The following is a 19468-nucleotide window of genomic DNA, read 5'->3' as shown; positions in this document are numbered from 1 at the left end:
AGGAGACGATTTTGAGTCAGGACACCCCCGCTTCCCTGGAAAAGTTCTTCGCCGAACTGTCTGAAACCAACCAGAAATGGATGCAGCAGTTCGTCGCCACGCTGACGTCCGTCGCGCCGCAAGAAGGACAGGACAACCCGATCGCCGGCGCCTGGGCGCAGATGTTTACGGGGGCCAACCAGTTCTTGGCCATGCAGAGCAGCCTCTACCAGCGCCAGGTCGATCTGTGGATGCAGTTCCTCGGTCAGGGCGAAGCGAGCGCCGTGCCGGCCCCCGCCGACAAGGACAAGCGCTTCGCCGCGCCGGAATGGAGCAATCACCCGTTCTACAGCTTCCTGCGCCAAAGCTATCTGCAGACTGCGAAATGGATGACCGAACTGGTCGACCAGGCGCAGCTTGAAGGAGAAAGCAAGGACCGCCTCGCCTTCATCACCAAGCAGTATGTCGACGCCATGGCGCCCAGCAATTTCATGCTCACCAACCCGGAGGTGGTCAAGCGCGCAATCGAGACCAAGGGCGAGAGCCTGGTCGAAGGCATGAAAAACATGCTTGAAGACATCCAGAAGGGGCATATCTCGATGTCCGACGAAAGCCAGTTCGAGATCGGGCGCAATATCGCCTGCACCCCGGGCAAGGTGGTTTTCCGCAACGAGCTGATCGAACTGCTGCAGTACACCCCCACCACCGACAAGGTCTACGAAAAACCGCTGCTGATCGTTCCGCCCTGCATCAACAAATACTATTTGATGGATCTGCAGCCCGATAACTCGATGGTTCGCCATTTCGTGGCCCAGGGCTACCGCGTTTTCCTGGTCAGCTGGCGCTCCGCGGTCCCGGAAATCAAGCACTACACCTGGGATGACTATATCGAACGCGGCGTGGTGGCCGCCGCCGAGGCGGTGCGCACGATCACCCGCCAGCCGAGCATGAATGCGCTGGGCTTCTGCATCGGCGGCATCATCCTCGCCACCGCGCTGTGCGTGATGAAGGCTCGCGGCCAGAAGTGGGTCGACTCGGCCACCTATATGACATCGCTGCTCGATCATACCGAACCGGGCGAGATCAAGGTCTATATCGACGAGAAGGTCATCGAGGCACGCGAGCTGAAGATGGCACAGGGGGGCATCGTCAGCGGCAAGGAAATCGGCCGCAGCTTCGCCTCTCTGCGCGCCAACGATCTGGTCTGGAACTACGTCGTCAACAATTACCTGCTCGGCAAGACCCCGGCTCCGTTCGACCTTCTATACTGGAACAATGACGCGGTCGACCTGCCGTTGCCGATGCACACCTTCTTCCTGCGTCAGTACTACGTGAACAACGCACTGATACATCCCGGCGCGATCACCTTGTGCGGCGTGCCCATCGATCTGGGAACACTGGAGCAGCCGATGTATGTCTTCGCCGCGCGCGAAGACCACATCGTGCTGTGGACTTCGGCGCATTCCGGCGTCAAGTACCTGACCGGTGCCGCCTCGCGCCGCTTCGTGCTCGGCGCATCGGGGCATATCGCGGGTTCGATCAATCCCGTGACCCGCGACAAGCGCAACTACTGGGTCAACGAAGAGCTGATCGACGACGCGGAAGAATGGCTGGAAGCGGCGGAGAGCCGCCCGGGCAGCTGGTGGAAAGACTGGGATGCGTGGCTGGCCCCGCAGTCCGGCAAAAAAATCGCCGCGCCCAAGACGCTAGGCAACAAGGATCTTCCGCCGCTGGAAGACGCCCCAGGACAGTATGTGCGTGCGCGCGCCCTGCCAACCGCGCTCGCCGTCGTTCAATAGAGCGGTTCAACGCCGCCGGAAAAGGAGAAACAGGGAAGCAGAACCGGCTGACCCGCGTCGGCCGTTATTCGCCAAACCGGACAGCCCCGGCCGCAGCGCCGTTGGGCGGGATCTCCCGCCCCGGCCGACTGTTGTCAACGCCCAGCGGGCGTGGTCGCGGAGAGTCCGGAAACAGCCTTGAAATAACAATGGGAGGTAGACTGATGCAAGAAGTCGTAATCGTTGCCGCAGCGCGCACCGGGGTAGGCAATTTTGGCGGGTCTCTGGCCGCCATTCCCGCCGCCGACCTCGGAGCCACCGTCATCAAGGCACTATTGGCACAAACCTCCGTGGCGCCGGAACTGGTGTCCGAAGTCATCATGGGGCAGATACTGACCGCTGGAGCCGGGCAGAATCCGGCACGGCAAGCCTTGCTCAAGGCAGGCATCCCGATCGAGGTTCCCGCCCTCACCATCAATCAGGTCTGCGGCTCGGGCCTGAAATCCACCCATCTCGGCATCCAGGCCATTCTTGCCGGCGACTCCGATATCGTCATCGCGGGGGGCCAGGAAAACATGAGCCTCACGCCGCACCTGCTGCCCGGCTCGCGCGACGGTTTCCGCATGGGGCCGGCGACGCTGGTCGACAGCATGGTCCACGATGCGCTGACCGACGTCTACAACCAGTACCACATGGGCGTCACCGCCGAAAACATCGCGGCCAAATATGACATCAGCCGCGAAGAGCAGGATGCTTTCGCCTTGGCCTCGCAGCAGAAGGCCGCGGCAGCGCAAGCGGCCGGTCGCTTTGCCGACGAAATCGTTCCGGTGTCGATTCCGCAGCGCAAGGGCGATCCCATCAGCTTCGCGACAGATGAATTCATCCGCACCAATGCCACCGCCGAAATGCTTGCCAAGCTGCGACCGGCCTTCAAGAAGGACGGCACCGTCACCGCCGGCAACTCCTCGGGCATCAACGATGGCGCGGCGGCGGTCATGCTGATGAGCGCTTCGCGCGCGCGCGAACTCGGCCTGACCCCGCTGGCCGTGGTTCGCGGCTATGCGTCGGCGGGCGTAGAGCCCAGCATCATGGGCATGGGCCCGGTTCCGGCGACCCGCCGCGCACTGCAACGCGCGGGGTGGTCGATCGATCAGCTCGACCTGATCGAAGGGAACGAGGCCTTTGCCGCGCAGGCGCTGGGGGTAACCCGCGAACTGCAGTGGGATACCAGCAAACTCAATGTCAATGGCGGCGCCATCGCCATCGGACACCCGGTGGGCGCATCCGGCTGCCGCATCCTGGTGACCCTGCTGCACGAAATGCAACGCCGCCAGGCTCGCAAGGCTCTGGCAACGCTGTGCATAGGCGGCGGCATGGGCGTGGCGCTGGCGATCGAACGCGCGTGAGCCGGTTGAAATGAAAAAACGCCGTCGCGGTCACATCCCGCGGCGGCGTTTTTCGTGGCGCATGCAAGGCCTACATCGTGTCGAGCACCTCGATGCCGAGCAGATCCAGCCCCGTTCGCAGAGTGCGCGCGGTCAGCGCCGCCAATTGCAGACGGCTCGCGCGCAGCGCGCCCTCGCTCTTGAGGATGGGGCAGGCTTCGTAGAAGCGCGAGAATAGCGTGGCGATCTGGTACAGATACTGGCACAGCCCGTGCAGATAGCAGTCCGACTCGATGGCGAGCACCACGTCGTCGAACTGGGCGAGCGCGACCGCCAGCTGCTTCTCGGCGGCCTCTTCCAGCACGATGGGCGCCGCAGCGTCGTAGTCGCCGGCTTTGCGGAACACGCTCTGCACGCGGGTAAACGCATACTGCAGATACGGTGCGGTATTGCCCTCGAAGGACAACATCGTTTCCCAGTTGAAAATGTAGTCGCTGACGCGGCTCTTGGACAGATCGGCGTACTTGACGGCGCCGATGCCGACTGCATGGGCGATATGCCGTCTTTCGCCCTCCTCCAGATCCGGGTTCTTGGCCGATACCAGCGCAAAGGCCCGCTCTTCGGCTTCGTGCAGCAGTTCGATGAGTTTGACAGTGCCGCCGCTGCGGGTTTTGAACGGCTTGCCGTCGTCGCCCATCATGGTGCCGAAGGGGATATGCTGCAACTGCATATCGCCGGCAAAGCCGGCTTTGCGGCAGATGGTGAACAGCTGCTGGAAATGCTGACTCTGCCGCGCGTCGACGACGTAGAGGACGCGGTCGAGTCCCAGCGTCGCGTGACGGTAGCGGATCGCGCTGATATCGGTGGTCGTATACAGATAGCCGCCGTCCTTCTTCTGAACGATCACGCCCATCGCCTTGTCGTCCTGGGTGCGGAACTCCTCCAGGACGACCACCTTGGCGCCATCGTTCTCGGTCAACAGACCCGCGCGGGTCAACTCCTCTACCACGACCGGCAGATCGTCGTTATAGGCCGATTCGCCGTGCACATGCTCGCGCCCGAGGCCGACGCCCAGCGTCGTATACACGGCCTGGCAATGCGCAAGCGAGACCTCGACGAAACGGCGCCACAGTTGCAGCACCTGCTCGTCGCCGCCCTGCAGCCGCACCACGTAGTCGCGGGCGCGATCGGCGAACTCGGGGCTTTCGTCGAAACGGATCTTGGCCTTGCGGTAGAAGTCTTCGAGGTCGTTCAGGGCCAGCCCCGCGTCGTCCTGATGGTTCTCGACCAGAAAGGCGGTCAGCATGCCGAACTGGGTGCCCCAGTCGCCGACGTGATTCGCGCGCACCACCTCGTGCCCGAGAAAGCTCATCACGCGCGCGAGCGCATCGCCGATGATGGTCGAGCGCAAGTGGCCGACGTGCATTTCCTTGGCCAGATTGGGCGAGGAATACTCGACCATCACGCGACGGCGGGTCGGCAATTCGACACCGAGATGGGCGTCGGTGAGCGCCAGCTGGCACTTGTCGGCCAGAAACTGGCGATCGAGGTGGATATTGATAAAGCCCGGCCCCGCGATTTCCAGCTTCTCGGCTATCCCTGCCAGATCCAGCACGGCCAGCACCTTGGTGGCCAGCTCGCGCGGATTGCATCGCAACTGCTTGGCCGCAGCCATCACACCGTTGATCTGGTAATCGCCGAATTCGGGCTTGGAAGCGGGTTGGACATGGGCCGGCGCACCGGCGGCGCCGACAGCGTCCAGCGCAGCGGACGCCCGCTGGGAGATCAGTTGCAGAATGGTCATATTGGGCTCTGAGCAAATCCGCCGGCGTGCATGGCGCGCGCCGGCGGACGAATTCTTGATTAGCGAATTGTAAGCCCTGCCCATGACCCCGAGCAACCACGACCGCCCCGCCGACGCGCACGCGCCGCGGCGGGGCGCCGGCATCAGAAGGAATACACCAGCTGCATGCCGAACAGATCGTTATATTTCACGTAATCGCCCGAGCTCTTCACGAATACCGCCTGGCTGGCCCAGTCGTGACGATACTCGAACTTGATCGTCAGCTGATCGGTCGGGTAGAACAGCAGATCGGCGGTGAGCGCCTGATGGTTGGCGCCCTTGCACTCCGTGCCCTTGCTGGCGGAATTGGCATAGCAGACCGGATCGACGCCGAAGCCATCGGTGCCGTCGACCCCGCTGCTCGACAGCAGGATCCCGCCGCCGCCGCCGCCGTTCTTGCTGTTGTTCAGATAGTCGTAGCGCACGGTGGCCCCCATGCGCCCGAGCAGCTCGGTGTTCCACTTCTCGTGCGCGAGCAGCGACACGCCGTACCAGCTTGCGGTGCCGCCGTTGAACGCCGCGCGATCCTGCTGGCCGTAATCGAGTTCGGCATTCAGAATCACATCGTTCAGGTTATAGGTCGCATCCAGTTCGCCGAAGCGGTAGCCGCTGAACGGATCGCTGGACGAGCACTGGTAGCCATAGCTGCCAGTGGCACAAGCCGATGCCCCCGTCGCTGAAGAGATCGGCGTTACCAGCGTCTGCCGGCCCAGATTGAACGAACCGCCGAGATCGATGGCCGACGACCAGGTGTAGTCGACGCGACCGGTCACCGTCGGCGTCTTGTTCGACTTGGTCCCGGTGCTGGTGGTGGCGGTCGAGCCCGAAGTATGGTTCTGCTCGTTGCCGACCAGCAGCTTGGTCGCCCAGTTGCCGTGGCTCCAGTTGACGCCGGCGCCGACGTAGCTGCCCGGGTCGGACCAGTCGTACAGCAGGCCGTGGGTCAGCGTCAGCATCTGATTGGACTGCTGCAGCTCGTAGCCGCCGAAGCCCGACACCAGACCGACCATCACGCTGGTGCTATCCGACAACGGCAGATTCACCTGGGCGGTATTGATGATGTTGTTGCCGACCGAACCGCCGCTATTGCTGAGCAGGGTACTGCCATTGCCGCGGTTCGGCATGATGGTGATTTCGGCCGACGGCGCGGTCGGGCCGACGCCGAAGGTCTTCTTGATATCGAGATAGACGTCGCCGAAGGTACTGTTGTCGTAGGTATAGGCGTTGCTGTGGTTGACGAATAGGAAGGACGACGAACCGGCGTTGCGGTTGAAGATATAGGTCGGATCGAGGTAGCCGGTCACCGACAGGCCCGCCAGCGGTCCGTCGGTCGAGGCCTGCTGCAACGCATCGACCTTCAACTGCTGGTTGGCCAGTTGTTCCTTCATCGTCTGCGCATCGTCCGGCGTCAGCACCGGCTGTTGCTGCGCCTGCGCGTCGACCGTTTTCTGCAAGGTCTCGAGCTGCGTCTGCAGCGCTTGCAGCTGAGCCTTCAACTTGGCGATGGCATCCGCATTGCTGTCTGCCAGCGCCATGCCGGGCAAGCCGGCGATGATTGCCGCTATCACTATTCTCTTCATTTCAAGAATCTCCAGTTTGCAACGACATCATTATTATTGCGGCTTGCGCCGGTTCAGGCCTCGGCCAGGGCCAGGCGGATTTCACGCTGCCGCTTGCGTTCGCTCGCGCGCATGAACTGGTTGACGCCCACTACGCCTATCGTCACCGATGCGATGAACAAGGTCGCCAGGGCGTTCATTTCGGGATTCAGCCCGAGTCGCACGCGCGAGAACACCACCATCGGCAGCGTGGTCGATCCCGGCCCGGACAGGAAGGCGGTCAGAACCAGATCGTCGAGCGACAGCGTGAAGGACAGCAGCCAGCCGGCAATCAGCGCCTGCGAGATCAGCGGCAGAGTGATCACGAAAAAGATCTTGCCGGGAGTGGCGCCAAGATCCATCGCCGCCTCTTCCAGCGCGCGATCGAGCTCCTTGACCCGTGATTGCACAATGATGGCCACATAGGACACGCACAAGGTCACATGGCCGATCCAGATGGTGAACATGCCTCGCCCCTGCGGCCAGCCGAAGGCCTGCTCCATCTGCACGAACAACAGCAGCATCGAGATGCCGATGATGACCTCGGGCATCACCAGCGGCGCGTTGATCATCGCCGCGAAGACGGTGAACAGGCGGAAGCGCCCGAACCGCGCGAGCACGAAACCGCCGACGGTGCCGATCACCACCGCGGCGGTGGCCGTCATCAAGGCGATACGGATGCTGAGCCAGGCGGCACCCATCAATTCGTCGTCGTCCAGCAGGGCCGCGTACCAGCGCGTAGAAAACCCCGACCACACCGTCACCAGCTTGGACTCGTTGAAGGAATAGACCACCAGCAGCACGATGGGCAGGTAAAGAAACAGATAGCCCAGGCCGAGCACGGAACCGGACACCCATTTGTTCGAACGGATCATTGCCCTTCCTCCATTTCCTTGACCTGGTAATGCTGGAACAACGCCATGGGCACCAGCAGCAGGACCACCATCGCGCAGGTGACGGCGGAAGCCATCGGCCAGTCGATATTGTTGAAGAACTCTTCCCACATCACACGCCCTATCATCAGCGTGTCCGAGCCCCCCAGCAGCTCGGGAATCACGTACTCGCCGACGGCGGGGATGAACACCAGCAGACTGCCGGCGATGATGCCGTTGCGCGATAGCGGCAGGGTGATCAGCATGAAGGACTTCCACGGCTTCGCGCCCAGATCGTTGGCCGCTTCAAGCAGGGTCAGATCCATCTTCACCAGGTGGGCGTACAAGGGCATGATCATGAATGGCAGGTAGGAATAGACCATGCCGATATAGACGCCCCAGTCGGTGTGATAGAGCCGCAAGGGCGTGGAGATCAGCCCGATCCACATCAGGAAGTTGTTGAGCAGGCCATCGTTCTTCAAAATCGCCACCCAGGCGTAGACCCGGATCAGGAAAGACGTCCAGAACGGCAGCATCACCAACATCATCAGGGTGCCGCGAATCGACTCCCGCGCCCGCGCGATGCAGTAGGCTACCGGGTAGCCTATCAGCAGGCAGCACACGGTCGAGATCAGCGCCATCCGCAGCGAACTGAGGTATGTTTCCGCATACAGATCGTCATGCAGCAGAAACTGGTAGTGGCTCATATTGAGCGAAATGCCCAATATGCCGTCCTTCCACTGGGTCAGCGGCGCATAGGGGGGGACCCCCAGGACTTGCTGCGAGAAGCTGATGCCGATCACCAGAATGAAAGGCACGAAAAAGAACAGAAACAGAAAAGCGAACGGGATGGAAATCACCCCGACGCGTCCGGAGGGCAGCCAGCGCAGGAGTCGTGCCTTCATGATGTCAGCACCACCGGGCTGCTTTCGCTCCAGCTGACGAACACCTCGTCGCCGTAGGCCGGCGCCTCGATCTCGGTCAGCAACAGGCTGGACAGATTGGCCATCACCCGCATCCCGCTCTCCAGCTCGACGTGGTAGAGCGTGTAGCTGCCGAGATAGGCGACATCCTTGACCACGCCCTGCCCCCAGTTGCACGTCTGCTGAGGCTTGCTCCGCGACAGCTGTACTCGCTCGGGGCGAATCGAAATGAAGACTTCCATGCCCACCGGCCCGGTAATGCCATGGCTGATGTACAGGCGCGCGGGCAGCGCGCTGCTGTCGACGAAAATATGATCGGGCTCGTCTTCCGACACCACCCCGGGAAACAGATTGGTCGAGCCGATGAATTCCGCCGAAAACCGGCAGTTAGGGTATTCGTAGACCTGCGACGGCACGCCGACCTGGACCACCTCGCCTTCGCTCATCACGGCCAGGCGGTGCGCCATCGTCATCGCCTCTTCCTGATCGTGGGTGACCATGATGCAGGTGACGTCGACCCGATGCAGGATGTTCACCAGCTCAAGCTGCGTTTGCTGCCGGATTTTCTTGTCCAGCGCCGACATCGGCTCATCGAGCAAAAGCAGCTTGGGCCGCTTGACCAGGCTGCGCGCGAGCGCCACGCGCTGCTGTTGTCCGCCCGACAGTTGATGCGGCTTGCGGCGCGCATACTTGCCCATCTGCACCAGTTCCAGCACATCGCCGACCCGCTCGCGGATCTCGGCAGCGGGCAAGCCCTCCTGCTTCAGGCCGAAGGCGATATTGCTCTCGACCGACATGTGCGGGAACAAAGCGTACGACTGGAACATCATATTGACCGGCCGTTTATACGGCGGAATTCTCGCGACATCCTCACCATCGATCAGGATCTTGCCCGAGGTCGCCGTTTCGAATCCGGCCAGAATCCGCAACAGGGTCGACTTGCCGCACCCCGAACTGCCGAGCAGGGCGAACAGCTCGTTCTTGCGTACCGTCAGGCTGACCTGGTTCAGGGCGGTGGCATCGCCGAATTTCTTGACGACATCGATGATCTGGACAAAATCGCTGCGTCCCGTCGCGGCCGATGCCAGTGTCTGACTGCTTATGCGCTCGTTCATCATGGTTTGGGGACTCTTTCAAGCTGGATGAAAACACGGTCGGGCGGCGCCGGGAGCGCCGCCCGCGGGCTCAGCGACCGGACTTGAGCTGGGTCCACAGCCTGTTTTCCAGGCGCAGGATGTCCGGCGGCAGCGGCTTCATCAGGTACAGGGTCTTGAGTACCGACTCAGGCGGGTACACGGTAGGGTCGTTGGCAATGGCGGGATTCACGTATTTGCGCGCCGCCTCGTTCGCCGTCGGGTAGAACACCTGATTGGTTATTTCCGCGTTCACTTGCGGGGTCTGGATATAGTTGATCCACTTGGTCGCCGCCTCCGGATGCGCGGCGTCGCGCGGAATCACCATCACGTCGAACCACAAGGGGGCGCCCTCCTTGGGGATGACATAGTTGACGGTATAACTCTTGCCCGCTTCTGCCGCGCGTTGCTTGGCGATGTGGACATCGCCGGAGAAGCCGACGGCAAAACAGACGTCGCCGTTGGCCAGATCGTTGATGTAACCGGAAGAATTGAACTGCGTGATATACGGGCGGATTTTCTTCAACAACTGGAATGCTGCCTGATAATCTGCGGGGTTATGGCTATTAGGATCTTTATGAAGGTAGGCCAGGGTGATCGTGAAGATGTCGGCGGCCTGGTCCAGCAACGACACGCCACATCCTTTCAGTTTCGACAGATATTTCGGCTCGAATAGAATATCCCAGCTGTCCAGCGGCGCATCCTTGCCCAGCGCCGCGTGCACCTTGTTCATATTGTAGCCGAGACCATCCGTCCCCCATGCCCAGGGCACGCCGTGCGCGTTGCCCGGATCGGCGCCCTCGACCATCTTCATCAGGCTTTTATTCAGATAGGCCAGGTTGGGAATTTTCGACTTGTCGAGCTTCTGGTAGATGCCGGCTTCGATCTGCTTGGCCATATAGTTCGACGTGGGAACCACGATGTCGTACCCGGCCTTGCCGGTCAGCATCTTGGCCTGCAAGGTGTCGTCGCTATCGTAGACATCGTAGCGGACCTTGATTCCGGTCTCTTTCTCGAAGCGGGGAATCGTGGTCTTGGCGATGTAGTCCGACCAGTTATAGACGTTGAGAGCCTTGTCCTCGGCCATCGCTGCCGCCGGCAACAAGGTCAGGAGGGCACAAAGAACTTTACCGGGGAATTTCTGATTCATGATGGCTTCCTAAATCCGCGTTCGCGCAAATGAACTCCGCAGCCGCCGACACCGCCGCACCGGCAACGGAACCCTAAGAACCCTCAACAGCACTGACGCCGCGCGAGCGGCATCTCCCTCGCCCTGCGCCCTGCCCCTGGCCGATCGGCGACCAGGCGGCCCGGACGGGCTCGTTTAAAAAAATATACACACCTGCAACAGCACCATCACTTTTTATCACAACACGACGCATTGTCGACAAAAATTATCCTGCACGCGAAACTTGCGCCAGCCCGCCGATGAAAATAATCATCACCCGCATTTTCCGCAGTGGCACAAAACCACACCCGCGATGCTCAGCGCATACATGCACAATGTATGCCACACCCTCGCCGCCCGCGGAAAAAGCGCGGGCCAGATAGCATGCATCCGGGGCCGCAGTTGGGAAAAACCGGCAGAACGGCGATCCTCCCGCCCCTGACGGACACACGCTTGCGCTTCCATACTTGGTCTCAGATAGCGGGACCTTCCACATCCCGTTTTCCTCTCCTCAAAGAAAGGACTGCATATGCACCCGACCGACACCCGTTCGTCCCCGCTGCTCGAAGCGCACGCCGTACTCGCGCGCGAAATCCTGGAATCCGAGCGCCTGCGCCAAACCATGCGCCGCCCGGCGTTCTCAGCCACTCAGCAAGGGCTGACGCCGTATACCGCCTGGGTCGACCTTCACGGCTTTCTCGAGGTCGATCTGTCGGTGGAGTTGTATGCGCCGCAGCACCCCGATTCCATTCTGGGGCAGTTTTCCGGGGCAGGTGGCGGCACGATGATAGGCGACGCCCAACTTTGGGGCAGTTGCTGGTTGTATGAAGCGCTGAAACAGGGAAAAAGCTGGCGGCTCTCGTTTGCCGCGCATTGCATTCCCGGAATGTTGAGCATCGTGTGGTGGGACGAAGAGGGTCCGCTGGCCAGCTTTGTCGGCGCCGGTCCCGGCACGGGTGGCGGCCTGTTCGGCGGACAGGGCAAGCTCGAGTCGCTTGACTCGCTGGATGGCGCACTGGCTTGCGCCGCCTGAGCGTGATGCCGCTTCCGTCCGTCGGACGGTGCGGCATGACCATGAAAACGACATGCGCAGGAAAAACCGGCATGACCGACGACAGGGATTTGCGCAGCCCGGCGCTTCGCGACGCACACACCGAACTGGCTCGCGCGGCGTTCACCGGCTGCGTCGACCGTTTTGGCACGGCCCCGCGCCAGGCGGCAGGCGCACGGTATGAAAGCGGCTTCGCCTATTACACGCGCGCCAGCTTCGGCGCGCTGGCCTATCTGGAGCTGGAAGCCCTGCTCTATGACGAACAAGGCGATGCCGGACGCGGCCGTTATCTGGGCCGGGGAGGAGGCGCCGTCGTCGGGAGCGGCATCATGGCGGGCACCAGTTGGCTGATGCGGCCGCTCAGCGAAATGAACGGACTCGTGGCCTCCTTCGAAGCGAATGCCTTCCCCTTCGCACTCAATATCAACTGGTGGGACGACAGTGGGGCTCTCGGCTCATTTGTCGGAGGCGGGCTCTCCATCGGTGCGGGTATCGCAGGCGGAAGCGGCATGTTCACCGCCCCCGCGCCACGCTAGGCGGGAAGCCCTTTATCCCTGTGGCCGCACGTTCCGCTGCCCATGCCGGCAGCGGCCGTTTATTCAGGAGGATGAAATCATGACCGCGCAGGCCCGCTGCATCGATAGCCGCCCCCAGCACCTGGCAGCCGCCCACCGCACCCTCGCGCACGATATTCTGCAGGCCGAGACCCGACGCCGGGCACCACGCCGGCAACAGGCCATCGCACCGGCCATCGAGGGCGCGGCGTACGCGACCCGGGTCAGTATCGACGCCGATATCGCCATTGATCTGCGTGCCGTCTTCTTCGCAGGCTCCGTCACGGAGGGGACGTTTCAGGGCCGGGGCGGCGGGAGCTTGATCGCCAGGGCCCAGTTCTGGGGCGACTGCTGTCTGACGCGGCCACTGAAGCCGGGCGTGAACCTGCCCATCTGGTTTATCGCGAACTATAGCGCATCGCTGATCACCATCCTGTGGTGGGACGAAAACGGCGCCTTCGCCTGCTTCGCCGGCGCAAGCCCGGTCCAGAGCGGCGGAATGATGGGGGGAGCGGGCGAACTGGTCGCCACCGCAGCGCCCTGAACCGCGCGGCGGCGGCAAGCGTTTACAGCAGGCGCGAAATCAGCGCCTTTTCCATGCCCGCCATATCGGGCATGCGCACCTTGACGCCATTGCCGGGCGCCACGTCGACGGAGACGCCGTCGCGCGTCATCGCGTTGAGCGTTACGGTACGGTTTCCCGCCGGATGGATGATTTCCAGCCGGTCGCCGAGCGCGAAGCGGTTCTTTACGTCGATCAAGGCCCAGCCCTCTGCGTCGACCTCCAGCACTTCACCCACATACTGGCTGCGCCGGGCCTGAGAATGCCCGCTCATATAGTTCTGGTAGTCCTGGGTATGGTGCCGCTCCAGAAAGCCGTCGGTGTAGCCACGGTTAGCCAGGCCATCCAGCTCGGACAGCAGGGAAGGGTCGAACGGTCGCCCCGCCACCGCATCGTCGATCGCGCGGCGGTAGACCTGGGCGGTACGGGCCACGTAATACAGCGACTTGGTGCGGCCTTCGACCTTGAGCGAATCGACGCCGATCTGGGCGAGACGCGCCACATGCTCGACAGCGCGCAGATCTTTCGAGTTCATGATATAGGTGCCGTGCTCGTCTTCGACGATAGGCATCAATTCGCCCGGACGGCTCGCCTCCTCGATCAGATAGGTCTTGTCGGCCAGCGGATGACGCTCGGCCCCGCCGCAAGCCGCGAAGCTCTGATTCGCGTCGCTGAGCGCACGCTGGAAATCCAGCGGAATCTTCGCCACCACATCGCCGCTGTCATCGCCTCCCGTGTCATGCACCTTGTAATCCCAGCGGCAGGAATTGGTGCACGTCCCCTGGTTCGGGTCGCGGTGGTTGAAGTAGCCCGATAACAGACAGCGTCCGGAATAGGCAATGCACAAAGCGCCGTGCACGAAGACTTCGATTTCCATATCCGGACATTGCTGCCGGATTTCGGCAATTTCGTCCAGCGACAGCTCTCGCGACAGGATGATGCGCGTCAGCCCCATCCGCTGCCAGAATTTGACGCCCATATAGTTGACGGTATTGGCCTGCACCGACAAATGGATGGGCACGTGCGGCCATTTCTCGCGCACCATCATGATCAGTCCGGGATCGGCCATGATCAGAGCATCGGGACGCATTGCGATCACCGGCTCCATATCCGCCAGATATGTCTTGATCTTGCCATTATGCGGCAGAATATTCGATGCCACGAACAGCTGCTTGCCGCGGGCATGGGCTTCTTCTATGCCTTGCTGCAGCTCTTCGAGTTTGAATTCGTTATTGCGGGCCCGCAGGGAATAACGCGGCTGGCCGGCATAGACGGCATCGGCGCCAAAATCGAAAGCGGCGCGCATCTTGTCGAGCGAGCCGGCTGGCAAAAGCAGTTCCGGAGATTTCATTGCATGTGGTCGATTGACGCCCGCCCCGGCCGATAAAAGCGGGAAGGGACAAGGATTGAGCGGAGAAACGCGCCGCGATTATGCGCGCGGCGCGGGCCGGGCGTCAAGCTCGGTCTCCCCCGCGCTAAGCGCCTGTTTTATATCGACATGCCCCTTCTCACGACACGGCTTTGCCGCAAGGCGCTTCGCCTGTGGCGCTATCGCCCGCCAGCGCGGCTTCGACCGGCTTGAGCTTCAGATGCGCGAGCAAGGTTCCGCTCGCCGCCGCCACCCGCAACTGCGCGAGCGCCAGATCGGTCTCGCCGTTGACCTGCGCGCGCTGCGAGTCGAACAACTCGTTCTCGCTATCCAGCAAATCGAGCAGAGAGCGCTGACCGATGTCGAACTGCTTGCGATAGGCCTCGCGCACCTTCTCCGTGGACAGCGCATGCTGGCGCAGATAGGCTATTTTTTCCTGTTGCCGGCGCGCGTCGTTATACGCGATATGCAATGTCTGGCGCGTATCGCGACAGGCCTTGTCCTGCTCGTCCAGCGCCGCATCGAGTTCGTGCCTCGCCAGCTTCAGGCGCGCGCGGTCGGCGCCGCCGCGCGACAGATTGAAGGTCGTGACGACTTCGACGACCGAACGCGTGTACTGTCCCGCTCCCATCTGCTCGCCGCCGCGCCCCCAGTCCTGGCGCGCGCGCAGATCGATGGCGGGCATGAAGGCTCCGCGGCGGGCATCGACACCATAGCGCGCTCCGCGCACCATCTCGCGCGCGGCAAGCGGGCCGGGACTGTTCGCCAGCAGGCTGGCCAGACCATCGACCCCATCCGGCAACACGGCGGCGAACGAGGCCGGCGGCGCCAGCAGCGCGGGCGGCGCTTCGCCTACGATGCGGATATAGCGCGACATGACATCATGCAGATTGGTCTTCTCGGTCAACAGATTCGCTTCGGCCAGCGCCAGCCGGCCATTTGCCTGCTCCAGATCGACACGCCGACCGACGCCGGCGCCGACCTTTTGCTCGATCTGCCGGTAGATCTCCTGGTGGCTGGCAAAATTGGCCTGCGCGCGCTCGACCAGAAGACGATAGCGCAACACGTCGAGATAGCTTCGCCCGGCTTCCAGCGCCTGTTGCTCGGACATATCGAGGAAGCGGTAGTAGCTTGCCCGCTGGGAATGACCAAGCCGCTTGTCGTTGTAGACCGTCTGGTAACCGTTGAACAGGTTCTGCGTCAGATTGAGCGACCATCCCCAGCGCGGAATCCCGCTCTTGCCGTTGCGGCCCCATTGTTGCTGCTCCCGGGTCTCCCGGCCGTGGCTGTAACTGATGTCGGCGCTAGGCAGAAAGCCGGCGCGCCCGAGGTCCTGCTCGCTCTGTGTCTGATGGAACTGGTGCAGCTTCAAGCGCACTTCCGGACTATTGATGATGGTTTTCTCGACGGCGTCCTTGAGCTCGATCGCGGCAGCCGGCTGCGCGTGCAGCAGGATGAAAGGAACCACAACGGCGAGGGATCGGGTAAGGGGAGTCTTCATGGGCAGAATGACCTTTTCTATTGAAAACGATTTGTTATAAGAGAAAAAAGAATAAACACGCTGCAATTAACCCATGAACGCCAAACCAAGGCCATATACCGAGGCTTGAATACGATTTTTCCCACGTTGATTGTCCGTCTTTGCCCTAGGCCTTCCCGCCAGGTCTGCCAAGATGGTGGCATGGCATGCCACGGGGAAAATCATGCGATATCGTGCGCTTGTTGCAGGACTCCTGATCTGCTGCATGCCGACCGCCGCGGCGCAGGCGGACACGGGGGCACAGCGCCTGCGCGAATGGCAGGCCCTGCTGGCCGAACTGGCGCCGGCCGAGGAGCGGGAACAGATCGCGGCGATCAATCGCTACTTCAATCGGACGATAGCGTTTGCGGAAGACAAAACGACGCGGGGCCGCCCCGACCACTGGGCAAGCCCGCGGGAGACGCTGGCGCTTGGCCGCGGCGACTGCGAAGACTATGCGATCGCCAAGTATTTTTCGCTGCGGCGGCTCGGAGTCGCAAGCGACAGGCTGTGGCTCACCTACGTGATGCTGCGCATCGGGCAGCCCGGCAGCCATGTCGAACAAGCGCATATGGTGCTCGCCTATTACCCGACGCCGACGTCCGAAGCCCTGATTCTCGATAATATGCTGTCCTCGCTGCAACCCGCGTCGCAGCGCCCCGATCTGCGCCCGGTGTTCCGCTTCAACAGCGACGCACTGCATATCGGCGCCGTTCGGCATCCGCCGCACACGCTTCCCGGCTGGCGCAGGGTTCTGCGCGAAGTGGGCGCCGGACGCGAATGAACGCGACCGGCCCCGCTGCCCGCTGCCTACATCACAAAAGCCCCTTCGCTGCGCAGTTTTTCCAGCGCCGCCTGCGAAGACTCGCCGCCCAGCAGGTCGATATCTTTGAAAATGACCGTCACCTCGCCCGGCCACGACTCCCGGCCGTGGCTGCCCGGATCGAAACCGGGCTCCCAGTAACGATTGATCCCGAGGACGGTATCCGGGCCGACACGCTGCAATTCGACCCTCATCTGCGGCCGGTGGGCAAGGACATCGCTCCCCTCACCGATGGCTTGACCATCGACCACGAAACGATCCTCCCCACGCTTGAAATCGGAGATCGTCGTCTCGCGTGCGCCGCCGACATGGCGCGTCATGTGGCCGAGACCAAGGTGGAAAGTGTCCCTCCCCTGCCCGCCCTCCATCTCCGCGCGGTCGGCCCCCAGGTACAGAATATCGTCGCCCTCGTCGCCGAACAGGCGCGTAAAGCCGTTGTCGCTTCCGAACAGCGCGTCACGCCCCCTGCCGCCATGCAGTTCGTCGAAGCCGGAGTCGCCCCACAATTCGTCGTCGTCGCCGCCTCCGTACAGCAAGTCGTTGCCCTCCCCGCCGGACACTCTGTCACGACCGTCGGTACCGGGGAAATAGTCGTCGCTATCCGTTCCGAACCACTGCGCAAGCTCCCCCTGGCAACCGAAAACCGGGAGGAAAGTATCGCGCCAGTCGCTGTCGACAGACATGTGGGGCGGGGGGAAGGCCGGCTCCGCCACATCGCTCGTACCCGGTTCCGGCTCCACCGCCGGCACGGCGTCATTCGGGCGTGCCCACCGCTGCTCGCGGCTCTCGCCCGTGACGAAAACGCCCTGCGCGTGCAAATTCTGCAATGCGCTCGCCGAGTCGTGCCCATCGCTCAGGTCGACCCCCTTGAACACGACCTTCATTTCACGCGCGCCGGCCGTCCCCGGCTCCCAGTAGCGATCGATCAGCAAGACCGTATCGCTGCCGTCCCGGCTCAGTTCCATGTGCGTCCCCTCCACGGGGCCGCCCTTGCGTCCCTCCCCCCCCACCGTGTACAACTCGAACCTGTCCTCGGAGCGGTTGAAATCGGTAACGATCATCTCGTGCTCGCCGGCATGACGCGCCATATAGGTCAAGGCGACGGCGAACGTGTCGCGCCCGGCTCCGCCGTTCATCTCGGCACGTCCCGATCCGGCTTCCAGAAGGTCGTCGCCGTCCTCGCCAAACAGACGGTCATGCCCCGCACCGGCGAACAGCCGGTCGTTGCCGACCCCTCCGTACAGAATGTCGCGACCGTCGCCGCAGGACATCTGATCGTCGCCCAACCCGCCGTACAGCACATCGTCGCCAGCGTCTCCGTGCACACTATCGTCGCCCTCGCCCGCATCGTAAAAATCGTCCGCAGGCGTCCCCAGAAAGCAGTCTCGCTGTGCCGTACCCAGCATCATCTCCGACAGGACGGTTGATTCGGTCGGCATCGGCGTCGCTCCGAATGATTCCGATCCGGCCGTCGGCGGGACGAAGCGGAGACTGCCGCTCGCGCTGCTGCCATCCGCGTCGGACAAGGCATAACCCAGTCGCACGGGAAGCGCATGCTTGTCCGCTCCCTGGAATAGATAGCTTGCCGTTTCCATATTCACGTGCACGACGCCGAAGGCGCCGCTGACCCGCAACTGCCGGGTGTCGGCCTCGTAGCTGTAGTCTCGGGCCGAAGCGGTCGTGCTGAGGCCGGCCGTCGGCGTATAGTCATACACCCCGCCCTCCACTTCGACCCGGCTCAGATAGCCGCCGTCGGCACCGAAGCGGCCGAGCGTTCCGCTTGCGCCCATCCAGGGCTGATCGCCGTTCGCGTCGGCAATCGCACCGTCATCGTTGATCCCGACCGTCAGCGTCGACAGCGCCACCCGCCGCCCGCCCACGCGGGCCTGGATGCCGAATTGCAAGACGCCGGATTCGACACTGCCATGATCGATCGGCGCATGCAGTTGCGTATGCCAGACGGCATGATCATCAATACTGACATCCAGTACCGCTCGGCTGGCCGTCGCGCCGGCCAGCGTTCTCCCATCGGCCGAGATCGTCCAGTTTACGACCTCGCCCCCCGATGTCAGATGGGCGGCAGGCAGGCTCAACGACAACTGGCTGCCCGCCGGCAGGTTCCGGTACAGCACGCCGCTGGCGGTCATCTGGACACCGGAACACGCCGTTCCCTGCGGCAGGACGGACTCATCCAGCTCCACGCCGGCAGTGGACAAGCTGGCCGCCACGGTCGGCTCCTGACCGATCACCGCTACCGTGACCCGACGCATCGCACTGCCGTCGAGCGAGAGCACGTCAAACTCGCAGCTGACGCTCCGGCCGGCAGCCAGCGCACGCACCGCAGAGGCATTCTGGTCGAGCCGGTATTCCCACTCGCCCTCGGCCGACAATTTGAATGTGCCGTAGGCATCGGTTTGCTCCGATGCGCGAAACAGCGCCTCGCCGCGGTCGACGTCGCTTATCGTCAATCGACCGCGCACGCTCGAGGCCCCGTCCGTCCGTACGCGCCCGCTGTCGTCGCCATCGATGACGGCGATATCGTTGCTCCCGCTCACTTCGATGCGTATTGTCTCGCGCGCACCGGTCGCGGTGAACACGTCGATTTCGTCGTAGTCGACATCGAGCGCTCGCAAGGATTGCACCTTCTCGTGGGCCAGCGCATAGACCCAGCGCCCGTCTTGCCCCATCGACAGGCTACCGTAGCGTCCCTGATGCTCGCTCCGGGCAAAACCGGTGTCATCCGAGCTCTGCGGCTCGGTCAACTGACCGCGCGCCTCTCCGGTCTCGTCCTCGACCACTCGTCCGTCGACCGTGCGCACGCTGGCCGCGCGTCCGTCTATCAGCAGCAGGCTGGCCGCTTGCGCCTTCGCAAACCGTTCATACTTCATTCGAATATCCATTTTAATTCCTT

15 protein-coding genes are annotated in these 19468 nt (G+C 62.6%); 6 read left to right on the top strand and 9 right to left on the bottom strand.

Translation table 11 applies throughout. The features are described from left to right. Window positions 1–11 precede the first annotated feature (11 nt). The gene (locus G520_RS0108710; RefSeq protein ID WP_028535308.1) at window positions 12–1778 is read left to right on the top strand and encodes a PHA/PHB synthase family protein; all 1767 of its coding nucleotides are present in this window, start codon (window positions 12–14) and stop codon (window positions 1776–1778) included. Between the two features lie 203 nt (window positions 1779–1981). Continuing rightward, the gene (locus G520_RS0108705) at window positions 1982–3163 is read left to right on the top strand and encodes an acetyl-CoA C-acetyltransferase (protein WP_028535307.1); all 1182 of its coding nucleotides are present in this window, start codon (window positions 1982–1984) and stop codon (window positions 3161–3163) included. Between the two features lie 70 nt (window positions 3164–3233). Here the strand turns inward: G520_RS0108705 and argS are convergent, their stop codons facing one another. From argS to G520_RS0108675, 6 genes are all read right to left on the bottom strand, one after another. Continuing rightward, complete coding sequence (argS, locus tag G520_RS0108700; protein ID WP_028535306.1) at window positions 3234–4946, bottom strand: arginine--tRNA ligase; 1713 nt, start codon at window positions 4944–4946, stop codon at window positions 3234–3236. A gap of 143 nt (window positions 4947–5089) precedes the next feature. Further along, entirely contained in the window at window positions 5090–6565 is a 1476-nt protein-coding gene (locus tag G520_RS0108695; protein WP_028535305.1) for a DUF3138 family protein, read from the bottom strand. A gap of 53 nt (window positions 6566–6618) precedes the next feature. After that, window positions 6619–7458 carry an ABC transporter permease subunit gene (locus G520_RS0108690; protein ID WP_028535304.1) on the bottom strand — a complete coding sequence of 280 codons (840 nt, stop codon included), beginning with the start codon at window positions 7456–7458 and terminating at the stop codon, window positions 6619–6621. Continuing rightward, on the bottom strand, window positions 7455–8360 hold the full coding sequence (locus tag G520_RS0108685) for an ABC transporter permease subunit (protein WP_028535303.1): 906 nt from the start codon (window positions 8358–8360) through the stop codon (window positions 7455–7457). The genes G520_RS0108690 and G520_RS0108685 overlap by 4 nt, the downstream gene beginning before the upstream one ends. Continuing rightward, on the bottom strand, window positions 8357–9496 hold the full coding sequence (locus G520_RS0108680; protein WP_051229284.1) for an ABC transporter ATP-binding protein: 1140 nt from the start codon (window positions 9494–9496) through the stop codon (window positions 8357–8359). The genes G520_RS0108685 and G520_RS0108680 overlap by 4 nt, the downstream gene beginning before the upstream one ends. A 67-nt stretch (window positions 9497–9563) precedes the next feature. Beyond that, window positions 9564–10661, bottom strand: a complete 1098-nt coding sequence (locus G520_RS0108675) for a polyamine ABC transporter substrate-binding protein (protein ID WP_028535301.1) — start codon at window positions 10659–10661, stop codon at window positions 9564–9566. Between the two features lie 547 nt (window positions 10662–11208). Here G520_RS0108675 and G520_RS0108670 point away from each other — a divergent pair. The 3 genes from G520_RS0108670 to G520_RS0108660 all read left to right on the top strand — a co-directional run bounded on the left by G520_RS0108670 (window position 11209) and on the right by G520_RS0108660 (window position 12828). After that, window positions 11209–11712, top strand: coding sequence for a hypothetical protein (locus G520_RS0108670; RefSeq protein WP_028535300.1), 504 nt, complete (start codon window positions 11209–11211; stop codon window positions 11710–11712). A 71-nt stretch (window positions 11713–11783) separates the two neighbouring features. Beyond that, window positions 11784–12266 (top strand): hypothetical protein, encoded by a 483-nt coding sequence (locus tag G520_RS0108665; RefSeq protein WP_028535299.1) that lies wholly within the window; start codon window positions 11784–11786, stop codon window positions 12264–12266. A gap of 79 nt (window positions 12267–12345) precedes the next feature. Further along, the gene (locus tag G520_RS0108660) at window positions 12346–12828 is read left to right on the top strand and encodes a hypothetical protein (protein ID WP_028535298.1); all 483 of its coding nucleotides are present in this window, start codon (window positions 12346–12348) and stop codon (window positions 12826–12828) included. 22 nt (window positions 12829–12850) lie between these two features. Here the strand turns inward: G520_RS0108660 and trhP are convergent, their stop codons facing one another. Continuing rightward, on the bottom strand, window positions 12851–14197 hold the full coding sequence (gene trhP / locus G520_RS0108655; RefSeq protein ID WP_028535297.1) for a prephenate-dependent tRNA uridine(34) hydroxylase TrhP: 1347 nt from the start codon (window positions 14195–14197) through the stop codon (window positions 12851–12853). 157 nt (window positions 14198–14354) lie between these two features. Further along, window positions 14355–15716 carry a TolC family outer membrane protein gene (locus G520_RS22210; protein WP_084637549.1) on the bottom strand — a complete coding sequence of 454 codons (1362 nt, stop codon included), beginning with the start codon at window positions 15714–15716 and terminating at the stop codon, window positions 14355–14357. A gap of 202 nt (window positions 15717–15918) precedes the next feature. Between G520_RS22210 and G520_RS22205 the strand changes: the two genes are divergently transcribed. Beyond that, a complete protein-coding gene (locus G520_RS22205) occupies window positions 15919–16518 on the top strand; it encodes a transglutaminase-like cysteine peptidase (RefSeq protein ID WP_169449825.1) in 600 nt (199 codons plus the stop codon). A 26-nt stretch (window positions 16519–16544) separates the two neighbouring features. Here the strand turns inward: G520_RS22205 and G520_RS0108640 are convergent, their stop codons facing one another. Then, the gene (locus G520_RS0108640) at window positions 16545–19457 is read right to left on the bottom strand and encodes a VCBS domain-containing protein (RefSeq protein ID WP_084637547.1); all 2913 of its coding nucleotides are present in this window, start codon (window positions 19455–19457) and stop codon (window positions 16545–16547) included. Window positions 19458–19468: the final 11 nt, after the last annotated feature.

This window comes from Paludibacterium yongneupense DSM 18731 (assembly GCF_000422925.1).
Lineage (GTDB): Bacteria > Pseudomonadota > Gammaproteobacteria > Burkholderiales > Chromobacteriaceae > Paludibacterium > Paludibacterium yongneupense.
Note: the sequence above shows the minus strand (reverse complement) of the source record. Positions and strands in the feature narration are given on the sequence as shown.

Bases quoted from the DNA above. Each gene is read 5' to 3' on its own strand.
- argS (WP_028535306.1), bottom strand. From the start codon at position 4,946: ATGACCATTCTGCAACTGATCTCCCAGCGGGCGTCCGCTGCGCTGGAC.
- G520_RS0108640 (WP_084637547.1), bottom strand. From the start codon at position 19,457: ATGGATATTCGAATGAAGTATGAACGGTTTGCGAAGGCGCAAGCGGCC.
- G520_RS0108660 (WP_028535298.1), top strand. From the start codon at position 12,346: ATGACCGCGCAGGCCCGCTGCATCGATAGCCGCCCCCAGCACCTGGCA.
- G520_RS0108705 (WP_028535307.1), top strand. From the start codon at position 1,982: ATGCAAGAAGTCGTAATCGTTGCCGCAGCGCGCACCGGGGTAGGCAAT.
- trhP (WP_028535297.1), bottom strand. From the start codon at position 14,197: ATGAAATCTCCGGAACTGCTTTTGCCAGCCGGCTCGCTCGACAAGATG.
- G520_RS0108680 (WP_051229284.1), bottom strand. From the start codon at position 9,496: ATGATGAACGAGCGCATAAGCAGTCAGACACTGGCATCGGCCGCGACG.
- G520_RS0108695 (WP_028535305.1), bottom strand. From the start codon at position 6,565: ATGAAGAGAATAGTGATAGCGGCAATCATCGCCGGCTTGCCCGGCATG.
- G520_RS0108670 (WP_028535300.1), top strand. From the start codon at position 11,209: ATGCACCCGACCGACACCCGTTCGTCCCCGCTGCTCGAAGCGCACGCC.
- G520_RS0108675 (WP_028535301.1), bottom strand. From the start codon at position 10,661: ATGAATCAGAAATTCCCCGGTAAAGTTCTTTGTGCCCTCCTGACCTTG.
- G520_RS22205 (WP_169449825.1), top strand. From the start codon at position 15,919: ATGCGATATCGTGCGCTTGTTGCAGGACTCCTGATCTGCTGCATGCCG.
- G520_RS0108685 (WP_028535303.1), bottom strand. From the start codon at position 8,360: ATGAAGGCACGACTCCTGCGCTGGCTGCCCTCCGGACGCGTCGGGGTG.
- G520_RS22210 (WP_084637549.1), bottom strand. From the start codon at position 15,716: ATGAAGACTCCCCTTACCCGATCCCTCGCCGTTGTGGTTCCTTTCATC.
- G520_RS0108665 (WP_028535299.1), top strand. From the start codon at position 11,784: ATGACCGACGACAGGGATTTGCGCAGCCCGGCGCTTCGCGACGCACAC.
- G520_RS0108690 (WP_028535304.1), bottom strand. From the start codon at position 7,458: ATGATCCGTTCGAACAAATGGGTGTCCGGTTCCGTGCTCGGCCTGGGC.